Here is a 17,527-nt window from a genome sequence, read left to right on the forward strand (position 1 = left end):
CCGCCGTACCGTTCAAGTGGCGCTACACCACCACCGACCTACACCGACACCTCGAACGACTCGACCACCACGACCGAACCCTGCAAGCGGCATGACCCCCGACGAATTAACGAATCCAACCACTAAGGTTGGACATGATCGGGGTTTTCCTTTCGATGGGTTTCCCGGTCGTTGAGGCCCTGCCGGGATGCTGCCTGGCGGGGCCTTACTGGTGGTGGCGTTTGTCGCCAGTGTCAGTGGTCGCCGGCAGTGATTGGCGGCGGGAACCGATTCCCGTCGTTGTACTGTTCCTCGAGCTTCGTGCACAGCTCCGCTATCGCAGTCCGAATGAAGACCTGCTGGGATGTGATCCCGGTGCGTGCCCGTGTGTGTTCGATTGCCGCCACCATCCGGGCCTTGAGGTCGGCGTCGATGGTCAGAAGTACCTTGCGGTCGAGTGTATTCGTTTCCGGTGCACCGCTGTTGCGATTTCCGGCGGACTTCGATTCCGATGCCATCGGGTCTCTCCTTAGGCCGTTGGCTACGGCCAACATGACTATAATAGACTATTAGTCGAGGTAATAGTTAAACTCCGCAGAGCCGATTCGAGGAACTCAATCCGACATCACGGAGGACGCCGGATCGACCATCGCCAACACCTCGGGCGGCGCAGCAGGAATGGGCGGGTGCCCGGCGTCAAAAACCCTGTACTGCAACACTATCCACTCCGACTGCGCCTACCCGCGCGCTGCAGGAGACAGGGTCTCTTGAACCTGCTCGAGTGGGCCCGGGTGGACTTGCGTCCACGCCGCGCACACTCAGTGAAGATCCTCCCGGTTCCGTCACTGACAAGCTCAGACGATCCTCAAACTCGTCGAATCGCCCGGTGGCCACGTCGTCACCGGGCCCAGGCCGGGTCGATTCTGGGGGTATCTGAACCTTGACCCTCCCGATTGGCGGGATGTATCTTCGAGTTATGCGTAGTAATGGTCCAGCGCTGCTCCCAGTCTTCCGGTCGCAACACCAAGCCGAGCTCCTGATGTGGTTACTCCTGCACCCGGACACGGAATACACCGTCAGCGACCTCGCCAACCGCCTCCACGTGCCGTTATCCACCCTCCACAGCGAGATCGTCCGACTCGACAAAGCCGGCCTGATCACTAGCCGGTCACTCGGACGCAACAGACTGGTCCACGCCAACACCCTCCATCCCGCATCCGGACCACTCAAACAACTCCTCGAAACAACCTTCGGCCCCCGCGCCGTCATCACGGAGGAATTCGCCATCCCCGGCGCCGAACAAGTACTCATCTTCGGATCCTGGGCCGCACGATACGAAGGAGAAGACGGCCCACCACCGAACGACATTGATGTCCTCGTCATCGGCCGTGTCGACCGCGCCGACGTCTATGAAGCTGCCGACCGCGCCAACGCCCGCATCGGCATCGAGGTCAACCCGGTCGTACGAACCCCCGAAGAATGGAACGATCCCTCCGACCCACTGATCAACCAAATCAAAGCCTCACCACACGTCGTTGTTGACCCCGAGGAGCGCAACTGATGGGACGCTGGACCCGCGGCGAAGCCGACATCGAACAACTCATCGCCAAAGGCCACCTGCAGAAGCTCGACGGCGAGGCAGCAAACGGAACACCGCTGCTGGAAAAGGCAGCGCAGAAACTTGACTCAGCGCGCACCGTCGTCGCCAACGACCCGGACTCCGCGTTCACACTTGCCTACGACGCCGCTCGCACGGCAGGAACGGCGCTCCTAATGCAACAAGGGCTGAGGCCGACCACAGACGGCGGACACACCGTCGTCCAGGACGCATTGAGGGCGCAGTTCGGGCAAGGGTTCAGGCATTTCGGCGCAATGCGCCGCCGACGCAACGAACTCGAATACTTCAAGCGCCCAGGCGACTTCGCAACACGCGACGAAGCCGAGGAATCCATCGAATCCGCACAAACGATCACCGACGCGGCCGAAGCGCTCATCGATCAACTCGGACTGTTCTGAAACGAGATTCCCGCCGCGGCAACCTGTCGCGAATCAGTTGAGCTGCCAAGCCTTCACATACTCCGCGATGGGCTCGACGTACGTGACGTCGGGGTTCCCTATGGGGCCACCGGCGAGAGTGCCGATGGCAAGGATCTCCCCATTGGTTCCATACGTCCAGACGGGGGATCCGGAATCTCCATGATCATTAGATCCAAGGAAGGCGATCATGGTGGCCGGTGTCTGGACATCGTCAGTGATCGGTCCGCAGTTGAGTCCGGTGGCTACGCCGAGCTTGCAGAGGACTGGGGTGGCGCGCTCAATCTCTTCCCTGCTGATAACGCCTGACACGGCGCCGACGCCCGGAATCCGAGAATCGACGGCGACACCTGGATGGAACGACACCAGCGCCGTGTCGCGGCTATCGAAACTTCCACGGTATTCGACGGCAGCGATGCGGCCGATAAGGCGCCCGTCAGTCGTTTCAACTGAGTCGTGGAGATCGCCGCAGTGCCCGGCGACGAGAGCGCGCGGTTCGCTGTCGGAGCCTTTGAATACGAAACCGAGCGTGCAGCCGCTGTCAGCGCGTCCGTCAGTGTGGCGAATGAACACTTCGTCACCGGCGCCGACACTGACAGGTTCAGCGGTTGCAGCGGCAGGGGTGAACGCCGCCGCGGCGGCCGCCGCGGCGATGATCGTTCCTACCAGTTTCTTGAGCATAGAACGAAGAATAGCGGGAATGGCGGATATGGGCAACATTCCCGTTAGATACTTTGTTGTTCCGGAGGAAATTTGTCAGTACTTCGAGTGGTCGAATGTGATGCCTATAGAACCCTTCAATGGAAAGTGTATAAGACCAGGTGAAGGAGAAAAACAAAGACTTTAAAGGGATATCTACTGGGTTTGAAGAACGGATGTTCCGAGGCTCTTTCAGGCGGATTATCAACATGAATTTCGGATGGGTATTAGTACATGGTTTTCGAGTCGTTGTGGTCGGGTTCAGATCGACGATTGGAGTGGATGCCACTTGGGGCCGAAATCTGCCAGTGCGATCCCGGACATCGATGACGTCGCGCTCGTGGGCGCCGCAGGTTCCGCGGTAGGGGTCGTGTCCTTGCCGGTTGGTTCAGGTTCCGGTGTGGGCTCGAAGCCGGCTATCGGCGCGGCTACCGGTGTGAGTTCGGCAGGCGCGGGGGGCAAGTCCGGCTGGAGGGTGGCACGGTCCTCGTCGGGGGACCCGCCGTTCTGGTAGCCGAGTGTCGGTTTCACGGACAGGGTCAGCTCGACGTCGTCGGGACGGGTCATCGGCTCGGTGATGATGCAGGCCTTCTCAGTGGCGACGATGAACTTGATTCGGGTCTCGGCCGAGGTGTGAGCGGTTGCGGCGCCAGATAGCCACACGGACGGGGTGTCGTGGACGTCAGCGCGGGCGGTGCCGCGGGCACGCAGGCTCGTGTGATCGCCGTGGATTTCGATAACGGCCATGTCGTAGGCGTAGCCATTGCCCTGGTCATAGATTGTTCCCTGGGTGAAGTTATGGAAGGACCCGACGCTGAAATCTCGCAGAGTGCCGGTGGAGAAGTCACGCAAGGTCAGACGGCTGCGTTCGTAGCCGATGCCGGTCGCCTTGTCAGAGCAGGTGATCGCAGCGTGCCCGTAGCCGATGCCGGTAGCAGTGTCGAAAGCCAGGACGCGCACTACGTCGTGAGCGTGGACGGTGGCGGTGCCGGTGGCGTAAACGGTGCCGCTACCGAAGGCGTGGAGCGTACCGCCGTCGACGGTGATGGTGTCGAAGTCGTAGACCGTGACGTTGTCACCATCGGTGACGGAGAGCCGAGGGACGTGCCCGAGGATGCGGGAGACCCGTCCGTCGTTTCCTCTGCTGTAGTTCGCGAGGGTGGGCGACTGATGGAACTCGCTCTGAAAACCGGTTCCGTCAACGATATTCACTGCGGTCTCCTTCTGTTCGAGAAAAGGGATGAGGTTGCAGGAACGAGGACGCCCACGGTCGGTCACTCAAAGCTTCCTCGAAGGTGCGTAGCTGGTTGCGGACTCGTGTGAGGCGTTTGAGGGCGTCGTCCTCGCAGACGACAGCGTGGCTTTTGCGCAGCAGCTCCTCGTCGGGAGTCGCAGGAACCGGTGACCGGTGTTCCCAGTCGAGTTCGTGGACCGCCAGGCCCATCTCGTCGATGATGGTGCGTGCGAGACAGCGGGCGCTGTCGGGGGTCAGGGTTGTCGAGGTGATCGTGGAGACAGTCGCGAACGCGAGGGGATAAAGACCCATCAGATCGTCGAGGGCATTGCAGGCCTCAGCGTGGTCGATCAGCGCGATCACCCGGGTGAAGTGTTCGATGTGGATCTGACACACGGCCGACTGCGCCATCGCGGACTTGTACTCAGCGTCGACCGCGGAATCGACGTCGTGGATTCTGCTGGCAGAGCGATGCGTCACGCGTCAGCGTCCCCGCACGCCGACGATATTCCACTGCCCCTCAGGGTTTTTGACTACGGTCATGGTCTGGTTCCACGTCGTGACCGTTGTGCCGTCGGACTCGACGAAACGGACCGAGACGTCGAAGCTGTCGGGTTCGGCCGCGGGGGTGATGCTCACGCACCACGGGGTGTCGACCGGCATCTCCTTGATACTCGCAGCGAGCTGTTCCTCTGTCGCGACCGACGGTGACGGGACAGATAGCGACACCATGCCCCGCGCATCGCGAGCGTCGAAGAATGCGTGCTCGTACGCGATGATCAGGCCGTCGGGGGAGTCCGTGTCGCCTTGACCGGAACTCTCACTCCGCTCGGGGGAACGAATTTCCTGGCACCCAAGAACGGAGTGGCTGCTCGAGGTATCGATCGTTGCTGGCGTCTGGGGGCTTACGGCTCCGGCACCCCGTTCCGATCCGCCGCCGAACAAGGTGGTTGCACCGACGATCAGCAACAAGATCACGCCCACTGCGAGCACGGCGCCGCCGCCGATCTGCAGCTTCTTCCCGACCGCGGGGTCAGCCCACGGCGGTGGGGCAGTCACGCGATTGTTTTCGTCGAGCCATGTGTTTACCGGTGTGCGTTTCACCAGTTCCTCCTATTGCGGGCACCCGCTAAAGGGTGTGGGCACCCACCCTGAGAGCAGGTCTCTGGGGGGTGCCCACACTCGTCTGACTGTGACTAGGCCTGCTGCGGGGCAGGTAGGTTGATCACGATCACCTCGGGGATCGTGGGCGGCTGGATCTGAGGGAGAGACACCTGCGGCAGCGGGACATCGGGCAGCTGCACCTGCGGGATCTCGGGCAGCGTCGGCGGCTGCGGCGGGTAGATCGGGATTTCCATGCTGTTCTGCGCAGGGGTCCACTCGATATGGGGAGGTGCCCAGGGGGTTTCGGCCGCGGTGACCACCGCCATCGGTGGCACGTTGTTCACTAAGACCGTGGTCAGAGGAGCCGGACCGGCCGGAAACGAGGTCCCGTCGCGGTCGCCGCCGTTGTTGCCATCTCCGGTGTAACCGCCACCATTCCCACCTCCACCGGTGCCTCCGCCAGTGTTGCCACCTCCGGTGTCAGCCCCGGTGTTGCCACCGCCTGTAGTGCCTTCGCCGGTGGTGTCACCAGTGTTGTCGCCGCCCTCACCAGACGGGTGCGTGGGAACGGTCTCGCCGCCACCGGCGCCGCGGGCCTGCGGGTTCGGAGTGACTCTGCCGGCGCCAGTGCCAGGGGCCTGCGGGTTCGGAGTCGTGCCGGCCGCAGTCTCACCCTCACTGGACGGGCGGGTTGGTGCATTATCCGACGGCGCCTGCGGGTTGGGCCCGCCACCACCCCTACCAGGGGCCTGCGGGTTGGCCGCGCCTTCCTGGGCGGGCGCCTGCGGGTTCGTCGTCGAACTCTCGGGCGCAGCGAACGCTGGACCGGCGGTCCCTCCCATGATCGCGGCCGCAGCAGCGGCAGCAACGACCGCGCGCGAATACTTCGTGCTCATGAATCAATCCCCTCGGGTTCCCAAAACGGGCTGGTATTAGTTCGGACAGGAGTATATGCAGAAACAGCCAACTGAATTCCACCCAACTTCGCCTGCCGTGGCGCTGCAAGCGGAGGAGAAACTTCTGTCGAGAATCGATAGAATGCGGCTTCGATAAAGGGAGGGAATCGTGGCGGTCAAGAAAATTGTCCTCGTGAACGCAGTGGTAATCGTGGCTTCGGTGATTCTGGTGATCACCTCGATATCTTTCGCAAATAATGCCGTAGAGCTGGGCTTTTTGACCGGAGTGAGTGGTAGGAAAATGTTCGCAATCCCGCTCTCCGGAGGCATTGGGATAGGGGTGGTGAACCTTGTTCCCATTACCGGTTTGTTTCTCACAATTGGATCAGCGGTCTATGCCTTCACTGGGATACCCTGGGCCGAGCGTTCTGAGAAACCGGAGGGGTTATGACTAGTCCAGGGCAGCCTATCGATCTCGATTACGACAAGGCGTCGGCTGCGGCGTCCGAACTTAAGGACAGCGCTGCGCGCATTGACGAGCTGGCGGCGAAATTCAAAGAGGCAGTGGCAGCGTTCGAGGCGGACGCTCGCCTCGATGGTGACGTGATGCCTGCGAGTAAGGCCACCCTCGACCTGCTTACCCAGTCCGCGAGCACGGTGCGGTCCAACATCTCGGAAATCTTCGACAAAATCGACCGCACCGGCGACGCGCTCAACGGACGCGTTGCCGAGGCGCAGTCGAGTGAGGCGCAATCGACCGCCGGAATCGAGTCGATCGACACCGGAGGAACGCCTCGGTGACGGACATTGACTTCGATGCCGGTGGCGTGGGGGACACTGTCGCGCACACGAAGACAGCCCTCGATGAGGTGCTCAGCGGCGACAGCGGTGAGGTGAACGTCAGCGACACTCGAGTTGCGGAAGCGCTCGAACGTATCCGCGGAACCACCCAAGAAGACAAGGGTGAAGCAGAAGGTCATCTCGACAAGGGGGCTGGAGCGGCCCGCGCAATGGAAGTGAGCGACGCCGAAGGCGCTGGCGCTGCGGCAGCCATCAATTCTGATGCTGGTCCAAGTGCTGGTGCTGGTGCTGGTGCTGGCGGCGGCGGAGCTGCACGGGTGCAGCCCGGCGTGCAGGTCACACCTGCCGCATTGGCGCAGATGGCCGGCACCGCCCAGCCTGCCATGCCGATGGCGAGCCCGATTATGAAGCAGATGGCAAATCCCATGTCGAACCTGATGGGCGCCGCGAACATGGTCGCACCGATGGCCTCACATGTGGCGCAGGCAGCAGCAGCACCCGTGATGCCCTCACCAAGCGGGAAGATTGCTCTCACTCCCGATCAGCAGGCCCGACTGATCGAAGCACTCTCCGAAGGCGGAGGCTCGTCGTCAAAAGGCGGCCTCGACCTTGGATCGAGCGGCGGCAAACTGTCCGACATCGCGAAGTCGTTGGTCGCCGCAGACATCCCATACGCCTGGGGTGGAGGCACTCTAGAAGGCCCAAGTCAGGGCATCTCCGACGGTGGGGGCGCCGCGGACGCCCACGGCGACTACAACAAGGTCGGCTACGACTGCTCCGGCCTGTCCCGCTACGTCCACTTCCAGCTCACCGGCGAGGAAGTCCCGCGAACATCCGAGGCTCAATACGCCGCCGGATCAGAAGTGAGTGCAGAAGAGGCCAAGCCCGGCGACTTCGTCTTCCCCAATTCCAGCTTCGGCGGCGGCGGGCCAGGACACGTCCAGATCTATCTCGGTGACGGAAAGGTGCTCGAAGCACCACAATCCGGCGACCAAGTGAAAATCTCCGAAATGACGCCCTCAATCATCAAGAGGATGTGACCCGAATGCACCCGTCTCTGCAAACGATGCTCGAAGCAGCCAAAAACGTTCATCAGTCGGAAACGATCATGGACAAGGCGTTCTCGGAAGCGTTCGGTGCCGCCAGCGATCATCACGAGACGCCGTCCGTTCTCGCGGTCGTGTCACGAAACAGACTGATCGGCTTGGAGATCGACGACTCCGTCATCGACATGTACCGCAACGACCCCGTCACGCTCGGGGTATACCTGAACACGATCATCCGAGGAGCATTCGAGAACTGGCGCGACGACGTCAGGAAGCGGATGCAGTCATGAGCGATGAGATCGGACGGTTCGCTGAGGACATCAGCGACACCGCCTCCATCGTCGGCGCCATTGACACCGACGGGATCACAGGCAGCTTCGGAGCCACGCTGAACGAACAGAAGCAGGCACTCGCCGGCACCTTGGAGGAATTTGGCGACACACTGCACCAACTCCAAGACGCCGCAGACGAACACCGACGCTCGGAAGCGACGTTCGTGGCGACCGCACCGACCCTTGCCGAAGTCGAGCAGGCAGCGAAGGAGCTACTCAACCTGCAGGATTTGGGTCCGACCGTCCAGTCCAGCCCCATCCCTGCAGTAATGGGTATCGACGATAGCGCCTATGTGCAGGCTGTCGAATCAGCGCAAAAACGGTTCAACCAGCTCTCCCAGGAACGACGTGACGCCGTCCGCGTCTTCCTCGACGAACAGAACCGGGTCGTCGAACGTATCAACAGCACAGCCATACCGGCGGGTATTGAGCGCACCAATAGTGAACGTGGGAGTGCAGGTCTGTCGGTGGCCGCGGCTGGACCGTCAGGCGCCAGTACAACCGTGACGCTGGGTGCGCCGTCCTCCGCGGTGCCGTCCTCAAGTGGCGGGTCGTCGGGTCGGTCGCCGTCGGATTCTCCGGCGTCTGAGGGCGGTGGTGCTGGTCGCGCGTCGGTCGAGGACGTTCTTGCAGCGGGAACGCCGGTTGCCGCGGCTGGGGCCGCGCCGATGATGTTTCCGCAGGCAGGAATGGCGAACCCGGCAGCGATGGCCGGCCGTATCGGTCCGCCGGTGATGCCCGGTTACGTCCTCCCCGGGACGGTGACCAGCGCCGGGCAAGTGACTCCGATGTCGGACCGCGAATTCAACTCGCTGCTCGACCGGCTCAGGTCCGACCGGGGGAGCGTCGTCCCCAGTGTTCCGACAACTCCGTCAGGCTCCGGCGGTGGCGGTGGTCTGCCCGGAAGTGGCGGTCCAGCTGCTGGGCCGCGGGTTGTCCAGCCGACCTCATGGGCGAACGCCTCATCACCGACGGGGGTGTCGGAGGCGCAGAATTCGCGGTCGCCCGCTACTCCGTCGTCGACGGGTCCGGCTGCATCAACTCGTCCAGGCATGATGCCGCCGGTGGGGCCGATGGCACCCATGTCGCCGAATTCCGTTGGCGGGCACCCGAAGCACCAACCGCACATCAAGAACGCCGATCCGGATGTGTATGGCGACGACGTTCAAACCACTGACCCGATCATCGACAACCAGAAGGGGCGATTCGCGTGACGACGTCCATTGCGGAAGGGTTCAGCCCGAACACAGGATCGGGTACGGGACTGCTCGATGCGCTCAACGGCAACGCCGGACTGCCGCCGTCGGCGATCGCAAATCCGTCCGGTCAGGTCCAGGCATCGCCGAACGTGGTGCCGGAAGCTGCGCCACCGTTCGGGGACGCTGGCGACTGGGGTCGATGGGGTGCGGTGGCGTTGGGGACGACAGCGCTGTCCGGGAAGGTGTCGACCAACGTCACACAGCCGTTGAAGGACGACCTTCGTACCAAGTACGACAACCTGGTCCGGTTCCAGAACTCCCCGGCCGAGATTCAGGGGCGGGTCCAGAAGCTGCAGAACGCCCGCAACGCCGCGATTCCGTCGACGCTGGGCCGAGCCAAAGAGGGCACAGCTGGTGCCCGGTCTGTGTTCAGCAGGTTCGGGGCGAACGTGGTGGACAAGGCCGCGTCGAAGGTGCCGACTGGCCGCACCGTGGTCAGCCTCGCACGCGGCGCTACAAGTGCGGTCGCATCTCGTGTCGGACCCAAGGCCGCTGCGCTCGGTGCACGGCTCGGGATGCGGCTGGCGCTGTTCGCGATCCCAGGACCCGGATGGGCTGTTGGTGCTGCAGTCCTCGTCGCGACGTGGCTGTTCGACAGCAGCATGCGCCGGTTCGTGAACAACCTCGTCGGAAAAGCATTTGGGGTCAACAACTCGCCTGCACTGGATGCTCCGCCGGAGCCTCCGCGAACCCAGTTCCTTCCCCTGACCCACGACGGTGATCGTGACTCGGTGATCGACACCAAGGACGCCGAGATGGTGCAGCTCAACGACGCTGCCTTCGCGTTCGATCCGAGCAAGGTGTGGCATCCGACAGCGCCGGCCATCGAGACCACACCGATGTTCGAGAAGTCGACCCAGGTCATCACAGACTTGATCGCAACTACCGTGGGGCTGCGCGAGGAGTTGGGCGCGATCTTGCGTAAGTATCGGGGCGAGCAGGTCGTCGACCGGGCGGGGGAGTCGATGAAGCAGGCTCTCGAGTCCCTCGACGAATTCGGGGCGACGGTCCTTCCCGCGGTGTCGAATCTGATTGCCGCGTCGGCGTCGGACACCAATACGCTCTATATGAAGTTGCGGGGCGCGAACAACGCTGCCCGTCAGGAGATCGCGAACTCCGGCTCGGGCGTGTTCCCGTGGACCGCGAACGTCGAAGCCGGCAACATGGGTCAGCTCGCTGGTGAATTCGAGAAGTTCGCGCAGCAGCAGGACGCGAACATCCAAGCTGTCAACGCTGTGTTCACCGACTGGACGCCGCCCACCACGAGCACCCCGGGTATCGGAACAGCCAACCTGCCCTCCGTGCTAAGCCCGTCTGTGAACCGGTCCGCTGGTGCAGGCGCGGGAACGTCCGGTGGTAGTGCGCCGACCACGTCGGCACCGGCGTCGACCTCACCCCGCTCGGGAAGTGAGCCGAGCGGGTCGAAAGACGGCTCATCGAAGCAAGCGATCACCGATGCCCTGCGTGGCATCGGTACGCCCGCAGCCACGAATAGCCCAGCCAGCCAGAACCCGTTGTCGCAGATGACGAATCCTCTCGCACAGATGAACAATCCACTCGACCGGATGCAGAACCCGATGTCACAGATGGGTGGTGGCATGAACCCGTTCGGGCAGATGCAGAATCCCCTTGCACAGATGGGTGGCGGCACGAACACGATGCCGGCTGCTTTGCCGCAGCCGAACGCGGCTGCAGGTAAGTCGGACTCGGCGAAGCTGGAATCGAAACTGCGTGACCTCCTGGGCACGGACAAGGCGAAGGACACCGTCGCTGAGAAGCGTTCCGACAAAGCGAAGGACGAGGACGCCAAGGACGGGAACGCTACGAGGGGGGAGGACGCTGCGACAGACGCGACTCCCACCGCAGAGCCTCCGAAGGCGAGCCCAGCACCCGCGCCGGGACTTCCGTCTGCACTCGGGGTCGAAACACCCGCACCGGGAGATCATGCTGCGGACGAGCCGAAGAGCAGGACCGCGAATATCGGCGGAAAGACCGTCGAGTTCGAGGACCCACGAAGTGCGCGGATGGCGGAGATCCTCAAGCCGACGGACGGATCGACGCCGGTGACGGTGCAGGAAGCGGCAGCTCAATCCGGGTACACGTTGCCACCGGCGGGTGAGCCGATTGGCAAGGTCATTCCGACGGCGGATCTGCGTCCGGGTGATCTGATCATGGGTGACGGGGACCGCAACGGTTTGTACATCGGGGACGCGAAGGTACTCAGCGGCGGTGAGGTGCGGCCGGTGGGCGACATCGCCCATTTCACCGATGATGGGCAGGGAATCTTCCGGCTCGAGGACGGTGCGACCCCGGCTCCCGTGGCTGGGGATGCACTGCACGCCGGGGATGCTCCTGCTCCGGCGCCGGATGTCCCTCCGGCAGCTGATGTCGCTCCGGGTGGGGAAGCTCAAGCCCCGACGGGTGACGTCCCGCCGACGGGGGACAGTCCCACTGCACACACGCAGAGCGCCGACCTCGCCGCCGGTGACACCCCCGCCAGCAGAGACTCCACCTCAGGTGGGGCCCAGGCCCCGGCCGGGACGGACATGCCGCTGCCGCGTGCATCGATCCCGACGTCCGACACCGACCTCGGATCATCCTCACCCGCGGTGCCGTCGGTGCCGGTCGGCGACTGAACGGGGCGTGAGCAATGACCGACATTGCTGTCGATGCCCCTGACGCGACCACCGCGCTCGACCGTGGACGCGGGGAGGCAGAGGACGTCGCCGACACCGCGCAAGCGCAAGAGCCGCAGAGCAACGACCCTAAGGTCGCAGAACTGTTGCGTGCATTGTCCGGCCGCACCAGTGATGATGCCGAGCGTGCCGGTGAGCACACCACAGGCGGTGCGTCTGCCGCGCAGGGATTGACTGCGGCCGACGAGGAGTCGGGGTCTGCGATAGCAGGTCCGGCCAGTGGTGGGGGGGCGACGGCATCGTCATCGAGGTCATCGACGGCGACCCTGTCACCTGCGCAGGTCGCGGCAAGCCAGCAGCAGATGGCCGCCCAACAGCAGACGGGTCAGTTGGCCAGCCAGCAGGCCCAGCAGCAGCAGATGATGGCCGCCGCCCAACAACAGCAGTTGATGGCCGCAGCCCAGCAGCAACAGATGGCTTCGGCAGTGCAGCAAGCGGCGATGGCGATGTCGTCGGTCGCAGCGCCTGCCGCGACCGCTGGGCTGCCGGACGGGACGATCCTGGTCGACCCGAACGACCTGGCCTCGTTGATCGACCCCGCTTCCGTGGGCGGGTCGGGGTTCGGCAGTTCTACCGGTGCGCCGTGGAATGGATCCACCAGCCCCGAACCGGTTGACATCAGCCAAGTTCAGTACGAGAAAACGCATGGGAAGCTGTCTCAAGAAGAGATGTCGGCGGTTGTCGACTCCGCGATGGATAAGACGGGAATCGAAAACCCGGAAGCGCGTGCAAAATGGAAAAACGTTCTTCTGTACATGGCGGTAGAAGAATCTGGAAACGATGCGTCAGCGGTGAACAATTCCGACTCCAACGCAGTTGGCCCTACGCAAGTGGACGGCTCACCCGCTCAGGCGTCTCGCGGTCCATGGCAGACGATCCCGGGCACGTTCGCCGCGAACCATGCGGCCGGTACCAGCACTAATATTTATGACCCGGAGGCGTCCGCCGGTGCCGCAATCAATTACATGAAAGATCGATACGCTATTGGCCATGACGGGTCCGGATTGGACGAATTCTATGCGGCACGAGCGCATGGCAAATATGTCGGGTACTAAGTTAATGAAAAGGGGAGGGATACACGATGACTGACACTAACGGTGGCGTGCGAGCCATGTGGTACGCCGGCGGACCGTTGGTGGTGCTGTCCGGTATCGGCGACGCGACCGCCAGTGAGGTCGAGGAAGCGATCAAGGATGCGGTCAACGAAGTCGTCGCACGCGCTGAAGGGACAGACGTCCCCGTGACTGGCGAGCCTGCCACGGACGTGTCCGGTGCCCCACCCGTCGCCCCTCCCGCAGCCCCGGCCGCGCCGGTCGTCCGGCGCTGAACGATGAACCGCAACGCACGACGCCGCGGTGACGCGGCACTGACCGAGAGGGTCTGACCGTGGCAATCCAACCTAATGCGAATCCGGAATCCGCTGCTGTTCTCGGGAGTTCGTGGATCAGCTATGACGAGGATGCGTTCCGTACGGACGCTGAGAACCAACGCAAGCTGTCCGAGTCCTCTGTTGACGGTGCTTCCGCTGTCGCGAACGCTGGTGGTGAGACCGCTAATTCGTTGCGTGGTGGCGCCGGAAATGCTCTGCAGGACAGGCTTGGTGAGGACACTCGTGCGCTCGGCGCGGCGGGGGATCGGCACGCAGAGGCAGCATCGCACCTCGACGCCGCGGCGATCAACATTGAGGAAGCGAAGGCCGCGATGAACGTGGTCGACGCCGACTACCACCGGCAGGTCTCGGAGTTGGCTGCCCGTGCTGCCGCCGAGGGGTGGACCCCGGCGGAAACCGCGCTCGCGCGGACTGATCTGCTGACTCAGGCGCAGGGGGCAATCGCGAACATTCACTCGGGATTCGCCGGCGCCTATGAGGGTGTGGTGAACGCACTGAACGCGACCAGCGGGGTCGAGGGCCCGAAGATGGCTGCTGGGACCGTGGAGATCCCACCGACGGGCGCGTCGAACGCGCACACGATGGGGCAGGGTGCGGGAACGGCAGCGGTCGATTTCACCTCCGGCTTGATGTCCGGCGTGTCGGGTCAGGGTGCTGGTGCGGCGGTCAGTATGACGCCGGGTTACGGCATGTCTGCCGGTATGAGTGGTTACGGCATGCCGGGCATGGGCGGCTATGGGGCAGGCGCTCCGGCGACACCGCTTAACCAGATTGGTCAGGTCGCAGGTGGTATCGCCCAGTCGTTCCTCAACGGTCAGCAAGGTGTCGGCGGTCTGGCCGGTATCGGGGGCCAGGCGGGAATCGGCGGTCAGGCCGGTATCGGGGGCCAGGCGGGAATCGGCGGTCAGGCGTCGTTGAACGGGCTGCTGCAGCAGCCCGGGATGGGCGGTGCCGCCAACGCAGTTGCCGGGCTGCAGACGAACCTTGCCAGTGCATCCTCACCGAAGGACGTGGAGAACGCGATTGCCGACGCGGTCGAGACGGTGAGCGCGGATCCCGACGCTCCCGCAGCAGCCGATGCAGCCGACGGTGGTGAGAGAGCCGATGCGGCTGATGGTGGTGCCGCCGCCGGCCCGGGTAACGGTGATGACGGTAGCACCGCCGCGCCGGGCGAGGACGATGCCGAAGACACTGAAAGCGCCACAGCCGAAGGTGAAACCGACGCCGCCCCGGAGAAGGCCGACGACGGGTCGATCCCGGCCCATCCGGCTTCCGACGCCACTGCCCAGGCCGATCCGATCACACGATTGCAGAACGGCATGGACGCCGCGATCACCGGAGCTGCCGAGAACGCCCATCAGGGCGTCGCCGGAGCATCCGACGCTGCACGCGACGTCATGAACACTTCGGTCGGACTAGTCACGACCGGCGCTGACGGTGCTGTCCGTGCCGACACGCTGGGACTGCAGGGGCCACAGCAGATCGACGCCATCCGCACGGAGACGTCGGCATCTGAGTTCCCCAGCCGTGAGGCAGCAGCAGCGCAGGCGCCGGCCCCCGCCCCTGCATCTGCACCGTCGGCCGCGCCTGCCGCGCCGCCGATGGCACCGGCCGCGCCCTACGGGGCTGGTGCCCCGATGCTGGCGACGCCGCCAGTCATGTCGCAGTCCGCACCGGCAGCGAACACTCCTCTGGCCGGCGGTACCGGAGCCGGACCGGCCGCGCAGCGTCACACCCTGCCGGACACCGGCCGACACCACCGCCTCGACGAGCTGGCATCGTCGAGCAACGGCCAGCCCGCCCCGTCAGCGGGTGGCAGCGACCAGACGATTACCGCAGTCGCAGCCGGTGTGGCGTTCCTGTCGATGCTCCGCGGGCCGATCGCCGGAGCCCACACCCGGCTGGCCCTCCTACGGATTCAACAGTTCACCAGCAACACGGTCACCGCGTCCGCGGTGGGCGTGTTCGAGTCCGATACCGCCACCACCTACGTGCTCGCTACCGCGCACGGGCTGTCGTACATCGCGCACGACGGCGCCGTCCCGTCAGACACACGACTGCTCTCGGAGTTGGTCGACGACAGCTTCTACGGCCGATGGTGCGGCTACGTGAACCCAGCGTCGAAGCTGGCCGCGTTCGCCGCTGCCACCCACACCATCGGACAGCTGAGCTACGTGCTGACCACCGACGATCGTGTGGACCTGCCCGGCATCGAGGTGATCACCCAATCGCTGACCGACGTCCAGAACATCGCTGCGTCGAAGCTGCTCGCCCCGACCAGCCGCAGCCGCCGCGACATCGTCCTGGCCGAGGCGACCGACCTCGGTGTCGAGATTCGTGACATGGCGATGCGCACCAAGGTGCTGCGCGGTGACCAGTACCTCCATGTCCTCGGAAGAGCCTCCGGTGGCCTGTGGAGCCAGGAAGCGGACCGTGACGCTTACCTCGAGCAGTGGCTGCGGGTGTTGACCGCCGACGCGTTGCGCGCCGTCGATCATGGCAGTGCCGTGCACGCCTGGTTCGCGGTCGCCGAGTTCCGGCGTGCGGCTCGTCTGCTGGTTCGACAGCACTGACACGAACACGAAAACCGCGGCCTCACCCTGACTTTGGGTGTGGCCGCGGTTGGTCGTTTCGGGATGTGTTTCAGGATTGGGCGTCGTGGTACTGCTTGACCAGTTCCTTGGGCAGGCGGCCCCGGTCGTGGACCTCGATGCCATTCTTCTTGGCCCATTCGCGAATCTTGGTTTGCTCGGAGCGAGTGGTGGGGCGGACTGCCGATGATTTCCGCGCCTTCTTGATGAATGGCTGCAGGGCTTCGTAGAGCTTCTCGGTGTTCGTCTCGGACAGGTCGATCTCGTAGAAGGAGCGGCCGATGGAGAATCGGATGGTGCTCGCATCCTGTGAACCGTCTAAATCGTCGATGACGTGCCTGGTTGTGACGGTAGCCATGATCTTCCTCTCTTAGGTGTTCTTCCCGCATTTTATGTGGGAAAAGGGTTGAGGGAAGAACAAAATACCGACCCAGTCCTCTCGCGCCGGAACTATACATGACAGCTAACAGGCTGCCGGTGATAACGTGAGGAGATTCGTGACTGCCGAACACGCGTGACGGGGGGAGAATGTGTGCGCTGAAACCGCACATAAAGTCTCTTTTAATAGAACTTCGGTTCGGGTGAAGCCAAATCTGATGGAAGCTCCTCTGGAATGGGCCGCGGAATGAGCACTATTGGCACCGGAATGCCTGATTCGTCCACCTATGTCGTGAACTTCGGGGCGTTGTCTGTCCCCTACTTTCCCGGCCACGCGCTGTCAGTGGTCACCCGCGACGGACACGCCGATACCGTCATCGTCCGCACCGTCACCGGGAACATTGCCCTCAATCTGTACGCCGCGAACCCAAACGGAGCAGTTCCTGGCTACCTCGGCAGCTGTCTGCGGCACCTGATCGGTGAGAACGTCGACTCCGGCGGAGTCGAATCGATCTCTGACACCGAGATCGGTGGCACCACCGCCGACGGCACTCACGTCAGGTTCCTGAGTAGAACGGGTCCGCACTGGTTGCTGCGCGGCGCAGTCCGCGCACACCGGCATGCAGCCGCAGTCGACATCGCTCTCACGCGCCGCATGCTCGCCGGCACGGTTGTCCATGCGCCCCGGCACTACCTGCCGGGAACGGTCCTCGAACTCGATGCAAATCCGACTTGGACCGCGGCTTAGGAATAGTCAGAAATCAAGTGGTGAAGAAAAGCGACAATCATTCCGCTACGGTCGATTACGTCGCGCATGAAAGTGCGGCCAGCACCTACCGTGCGACCTCCCCGTTGCGCGGTAGGTGAGGTGAAACTCTCCACCGATTGCGGTGGGGAGTGCCACTGCCCGGCCCGGCGGTCCCCCCATTCCAAACCGCCGGGCTGGGCGCCATTAATCGTGCTGCCGTGCCGGTTAATGCCAGGGGAAGAGCGCTCCTGTGGGCCAGCGCATGCAAGCAGGGGCCCACCATATCGGGGCGAAAATTGTCGGTTTCAGCCGTGAATCCGGCGCACAAAAACTAAGAACG

General features: G+C 63.6%; 19 protein-coding genes. 12 read left to right on the forward strand and 7 right to left on the reverse strand.

Annotation, left to right across the window (positions count from 1 at the left end):
* Positions 1-233: 233 nt before the first annotated feature.
* Positions 234-497, reverse strand: coding sequence for a hypothetical protein (locus WAW17_RS14595; RefSeq protein ID WP_422333668.1), 264 nt, complete (start codon positions 495-497; stop codon positions 234-236).
* A gap of 521 nt (positions 498-1,018) precedes the next feature.
* On the opposite strand from WAW17_RS14595, the gene WAW17_RS14600 reads away from it, so the two are divergent.
* Positions 1,019-1,540, forward strand: coding sequence for an ArsR family transcriptional regulator (locus WAW17_RS14600; RefSeq protein WP_422333669.1), 522 nt, complete (start codon positions 1,019-1,021; stop codon positions 1,538-1,540).
* The gene (locus tag WAW17_RS14605) at positions 1,540-1,995 is read left to right on the forward strand and encodes a hypothetical protein (RefSeq protein WP_422333670.1); all 456 of its coding nucleotides are present in this window, start codon (positions 1,540-1,542) and stop codon (positions 1,993-1,995) included. The genes WAW17_RS14600 and WAW17_RS14605 overlap by 1 nt, the downstream gene beginning before the upstream one ends.
* A gap of 33 nt (positions 1,996-2,028) precedes the next feature.
* Here WAW17_RS14605 and WAW17_RS14610 read toward each other — a convergent pair whose 3' ends face one another.
* From WAW17_RS14610 to WAW17_RS14630, 5 genes are all read right to left on the reverse strand, one after another.
* Positions 2,029-2,694 (reverse strand): hypothetical protein, encoded by a 666-nt coding sequence (locus tag WAW17_RS14610; RefSeq protein WP_422333671.1) that lies wholly within the window; start codon positions 2,692-2,694, stop codon positions 2,029-2,031.
* Positions 2,695-2,973: 279 nt separating this feature from the next.
* A complete protein-coding gene (locus WAW17_RS14615; protein WP_422333672.1) occupies positions 2,974-3,924 on the reverse strand; it encodes a hypothetical protein in 951 nt (316 codons plus the stop codon).
* Positions 3,911-4,426, reverse strand: coding sequence for a hypothetical protein (locus WAW17_RS14620; RefSeq protein ID WP_422333673.1), 516 nt, complete (start codon positions 4,424-4,426; stop codon positions 3,911-3,913). The genes WAW17_RS14615 and WAW17_RS14620 overlap by 14 nt, the downstream gene beginning before the upstream one ends.
* A 3-nt stretch (positions 4,427-4,429) precedes the next feature.
* Complete coding sequence (locus WAW17_RS14625) at positions 4,430-5,005, reverse strand: hypothetical protein (protein ID WP_422333674.1); 576 nt, start codon at positions 5,003-5,005, stop codon at positions 4,430-4,432.
* A gap of 137 nt (positions 5,006-5,142) precedes the next feature.
* Positions 5,143-5,946, reverse strand: a complete 804-nt coding sequence (locus tag WAW17_RS14630; RefSeq protein ID WP_422333675.1) for a hypothetical protein — start codon at positions 5,944-5,946, stop codon at positions 5,143-5,145.
* A 169-nt stretch (positions 5,947-6,115) separates the two neighbouring features.
* Between WAW17_RS14630 and WAW17_RS14635 the strand changes: the two genes are divergently transcribed.
* Genes WAW17_RS14635 through WAW17_RS14675 form a run of 9 tightly spaced genes read left to right on the forward strand, consistent with a single transcriptional unit; the run spans position 6,116 to position 16,043 of the window.
* Positions 6,116-6,397, forward strand: a complete 282-nt coding sequence (locus WAW17_RS14635) for a hypothetical protein (RefSeq protein ID WP_422333676.1) — start codon at positions 6,116-6,118, stop codon at positions 6,395-6,397.
* A complete protein-coding gene (locus tag WAW17_RS14640) occupies positions 6,394-6,747 on the forward strand; it encodes a hypothetical protein (protein ID WP_422333677.1) in 354 nt (117 codons plus the stop codon). The genes WAW17_RS14635 and WAW17_RS14640 overlap by 4 nt, the downstream gene beginning before the upstream one ends.
* The gene (locus tag WAW17_RS14645) at positions 6,744-7,787 is read left to right on the forward strand and encodes a C40 family peptidase (protein WP_422333678.1); all 1,044 of its coding nucleotides are present in this window, start codon (positions 6,744-6,746) and stop codon (positions 7,785-7,787) included. Before WAW17_RS14640 ends, WAW17_RS14645 begins: the two co-directional genes overlap by 4 nt.
* Before the next feature lie 26 nt (positions 7,788-7,813).
* On the forward strand, positions 7,814-8,083 hold the full coding sequence (locus tag WAW17_RS14650; RefSeq protein ID WP_422333679.1) for a hypothetical protein: 270 nt from the start codon (positions 7,814-7,816) through the stop codon (positions 8,081-8,083).
* Positions 8,080-9,339 carry a hypothetical protein gene (locus WAW17_RS14655; protein WP_422333680.1) on the forward strand — a complete coding sequence of 420 codons (1,260 nt, stop codon included), beginning with the start codon at positions 8,080-8,082 and terminating at the stop codon, positions 9,337-9,339. Before WAW17_RS14650 ends, WAW17_RS14655 begins: the two co-directional genes overlap by 4 nt.
* Positions 9,336-12,020: a hypothetical protein gene (locus tag WAW17_RS14660; RefSeq protein WP_422333681.1), complete on the forward strand. Its 2,685-nt coding sequence runs from the start codon at positions 9,336-9,338 to the stop codon at positions 12,018-12,020. The genes WAW17_RS14655 and WAW17_RS14660 overlap by 4 nt, the downstream gene beginning before the upstream one ends.
* A 14-nt stretch (positions 12,021-12,034) precedes the next feature.
* Entirely contained in the window at positions 12,035-13,135 is a 1,101-nt protein-coding gene (locus WAW17_RS14665) for a transglycosylase SLT domain-containing protein (protein ID WP_422333682.1), read from the forward strand.
* A gap of 26 nt (positions 13,136-13,161) precedes the next feature.
* The gene (locus WAW17_RS14670) at positions 13,162-13,407 is read left to right on the forward strand and encodes a hypothetical protein (protein WP_422333683.1); all 246 of its coding nucleotides are present in this window, start codon (positions 13,162-13,164) and stop codon (positions 13,405-13,407) included.
* 59 nt (positions 13,408-13,466) lie between these two features.
* Positions 13,467-16,043: a hypothetical protein gene (locus WAW17_RS14675; protein WP_422333684.1), complete on the forward strand. Its 2,577-nt coding sequence runs from the start codon at positions 13,467-13,469 to the stop codon at positions 16,041-16,043.
* 70 nt (positions 16,044-16,113) lie between these two features.
* Here the strand turns inward: WAW17_RS14675 and WAW17_RS14680 are convergent, their stop codons facing one another.
* The gene (locus WAW17_RS14680) at positions 16,114-16,419 is read right to left on the reverse strand and encodes a histone-like nucleoid-structuring protein Lsr2 (protein ID WP_422333685.1); all 306 of its coding nucleotides are present in this window, start codon (positions 16,417-16,419) and stop codon (positions 16,114-16,116) included.
* Between the two features lie 267 nt (positions 16,420-16,686).
* Here WAW17_RS14680 and WAW17_RS14685 point away from each other — a divergent pair, with 267 nt between their 5' ends.
* Positions 16,687-17,187, forward strand: coding sequence for a DUF3710 domain-containing protein (locus tag WAW17_RS14685; protein ID WP_422333686.1), 501 nt, complete (start codon positions 16,687-16,689; stop codon positions 17,185-17,187).
* The last annotated feature ends 340 nt before the right edge of the window (positions 17,188-17,527 follow it).

Source organism: Rhodococcus sp. (in: high G+C Gram-positive bacteria), from assembly GCF_049286785.1.
In the GTDB taxonomy this organism is placed as follows: Bacteria; Actinomycetota; Actinomycetes; order Mycobacteriales; family Mycobacteriaceae; genus Rhodococcus_F.

What these genes read in the sequence shown, in the direction of transcription:
- WAW17_RS14650 (WP_422333679.1), top strand. Translation starts at nt 7,814, where the DNA reads ATGCTCGAAGCAGCCAAAAACGTTCATCAGTCGGAAACGATCATGGAC.
- WAW17_RS14610 (WP_422333671.1), bottom strand. Translation starts at nt 2,694, where the DNA reads ATGCTCAAGAAACTGGTAGGAACGATCATCGCCGCGGCGGCCGCCGCG.
- WAW17_RS14640 (WP_422333677.1), top strand. Translation starts at nt 6,394, where the DNA reads ATGACTAGTCCAGGGCAGCCTATCGATCTCGATTACGACAAGGCGTCG.
- WAW17_RS14685 (WP_422333686.1), top strand. Translation starts at nt 16,687, where the DNA reads ATGAGCACTATTGGCACCGGAATGCCTGATTCGTCCACCTATGTCGTG.
- WAW17_RS14630 (WP_422333675.1), bottom strand. Translation starts at nt 5,946, where the DNA reads ATGAGCACGAAGTATTCGCGCGCGGTCGTTGCTGCCGCTGCTGCGGCC.
- WAW17_RS14595 (WP_422333668.1), bottom strand. Translation starts at nt 497, where the DNA reads ATGGCATCGGAATCGAAGTCCGCCGGAAATCGCAACAGCGGTGCACCG.
- WAW17_RS14655 (WP_422333680.1), top strand. Translation starts at nt 8,080, where the DNA reads ATGAGCGATGAGATCGGACGGTTCGCTGAGGACATCAGCGACACCGCC.
- WAW17_RS14600 (WP_422333669.1), top strand. Translation starts at nt 1,019, where the DNA reads ATGTGGTTACTCCTGCACCCGGACACGGAATACACCGTCAGCGACCTC.
- WAW17_RS14670 (WP_422333683.1), top strand. Translation starts at nt 13,162, where the DNA reads ATGACTGACACTAACGGTGGCGTGCGAGCCATGTGGTACGCCGGCGGA.
- WAW17_RS14665 (WP_422333682.1), top strand. Translation starts at nt 12,035, where the DNA reads ATGACCGACATTGCTGTCGATGCCCCTGACGCGACCACCGCGCTCGAC.
- WAW17_RS14680 (WP_422333685.1), bottom strand. Translation starts at nt 16,419, where the DNA reads ATGGCTACCGTCACAACCAGGCACGTCATCGACGATTTAGACGGTTCA.
- WAW17_RS14605 (WP_422333670.1), top strand. Translation starts at nt 1,540, where the DNA reads ATGGGACGCTGGACCCGCGGCGAAGCCGACATCGAACAACTCATCGCC.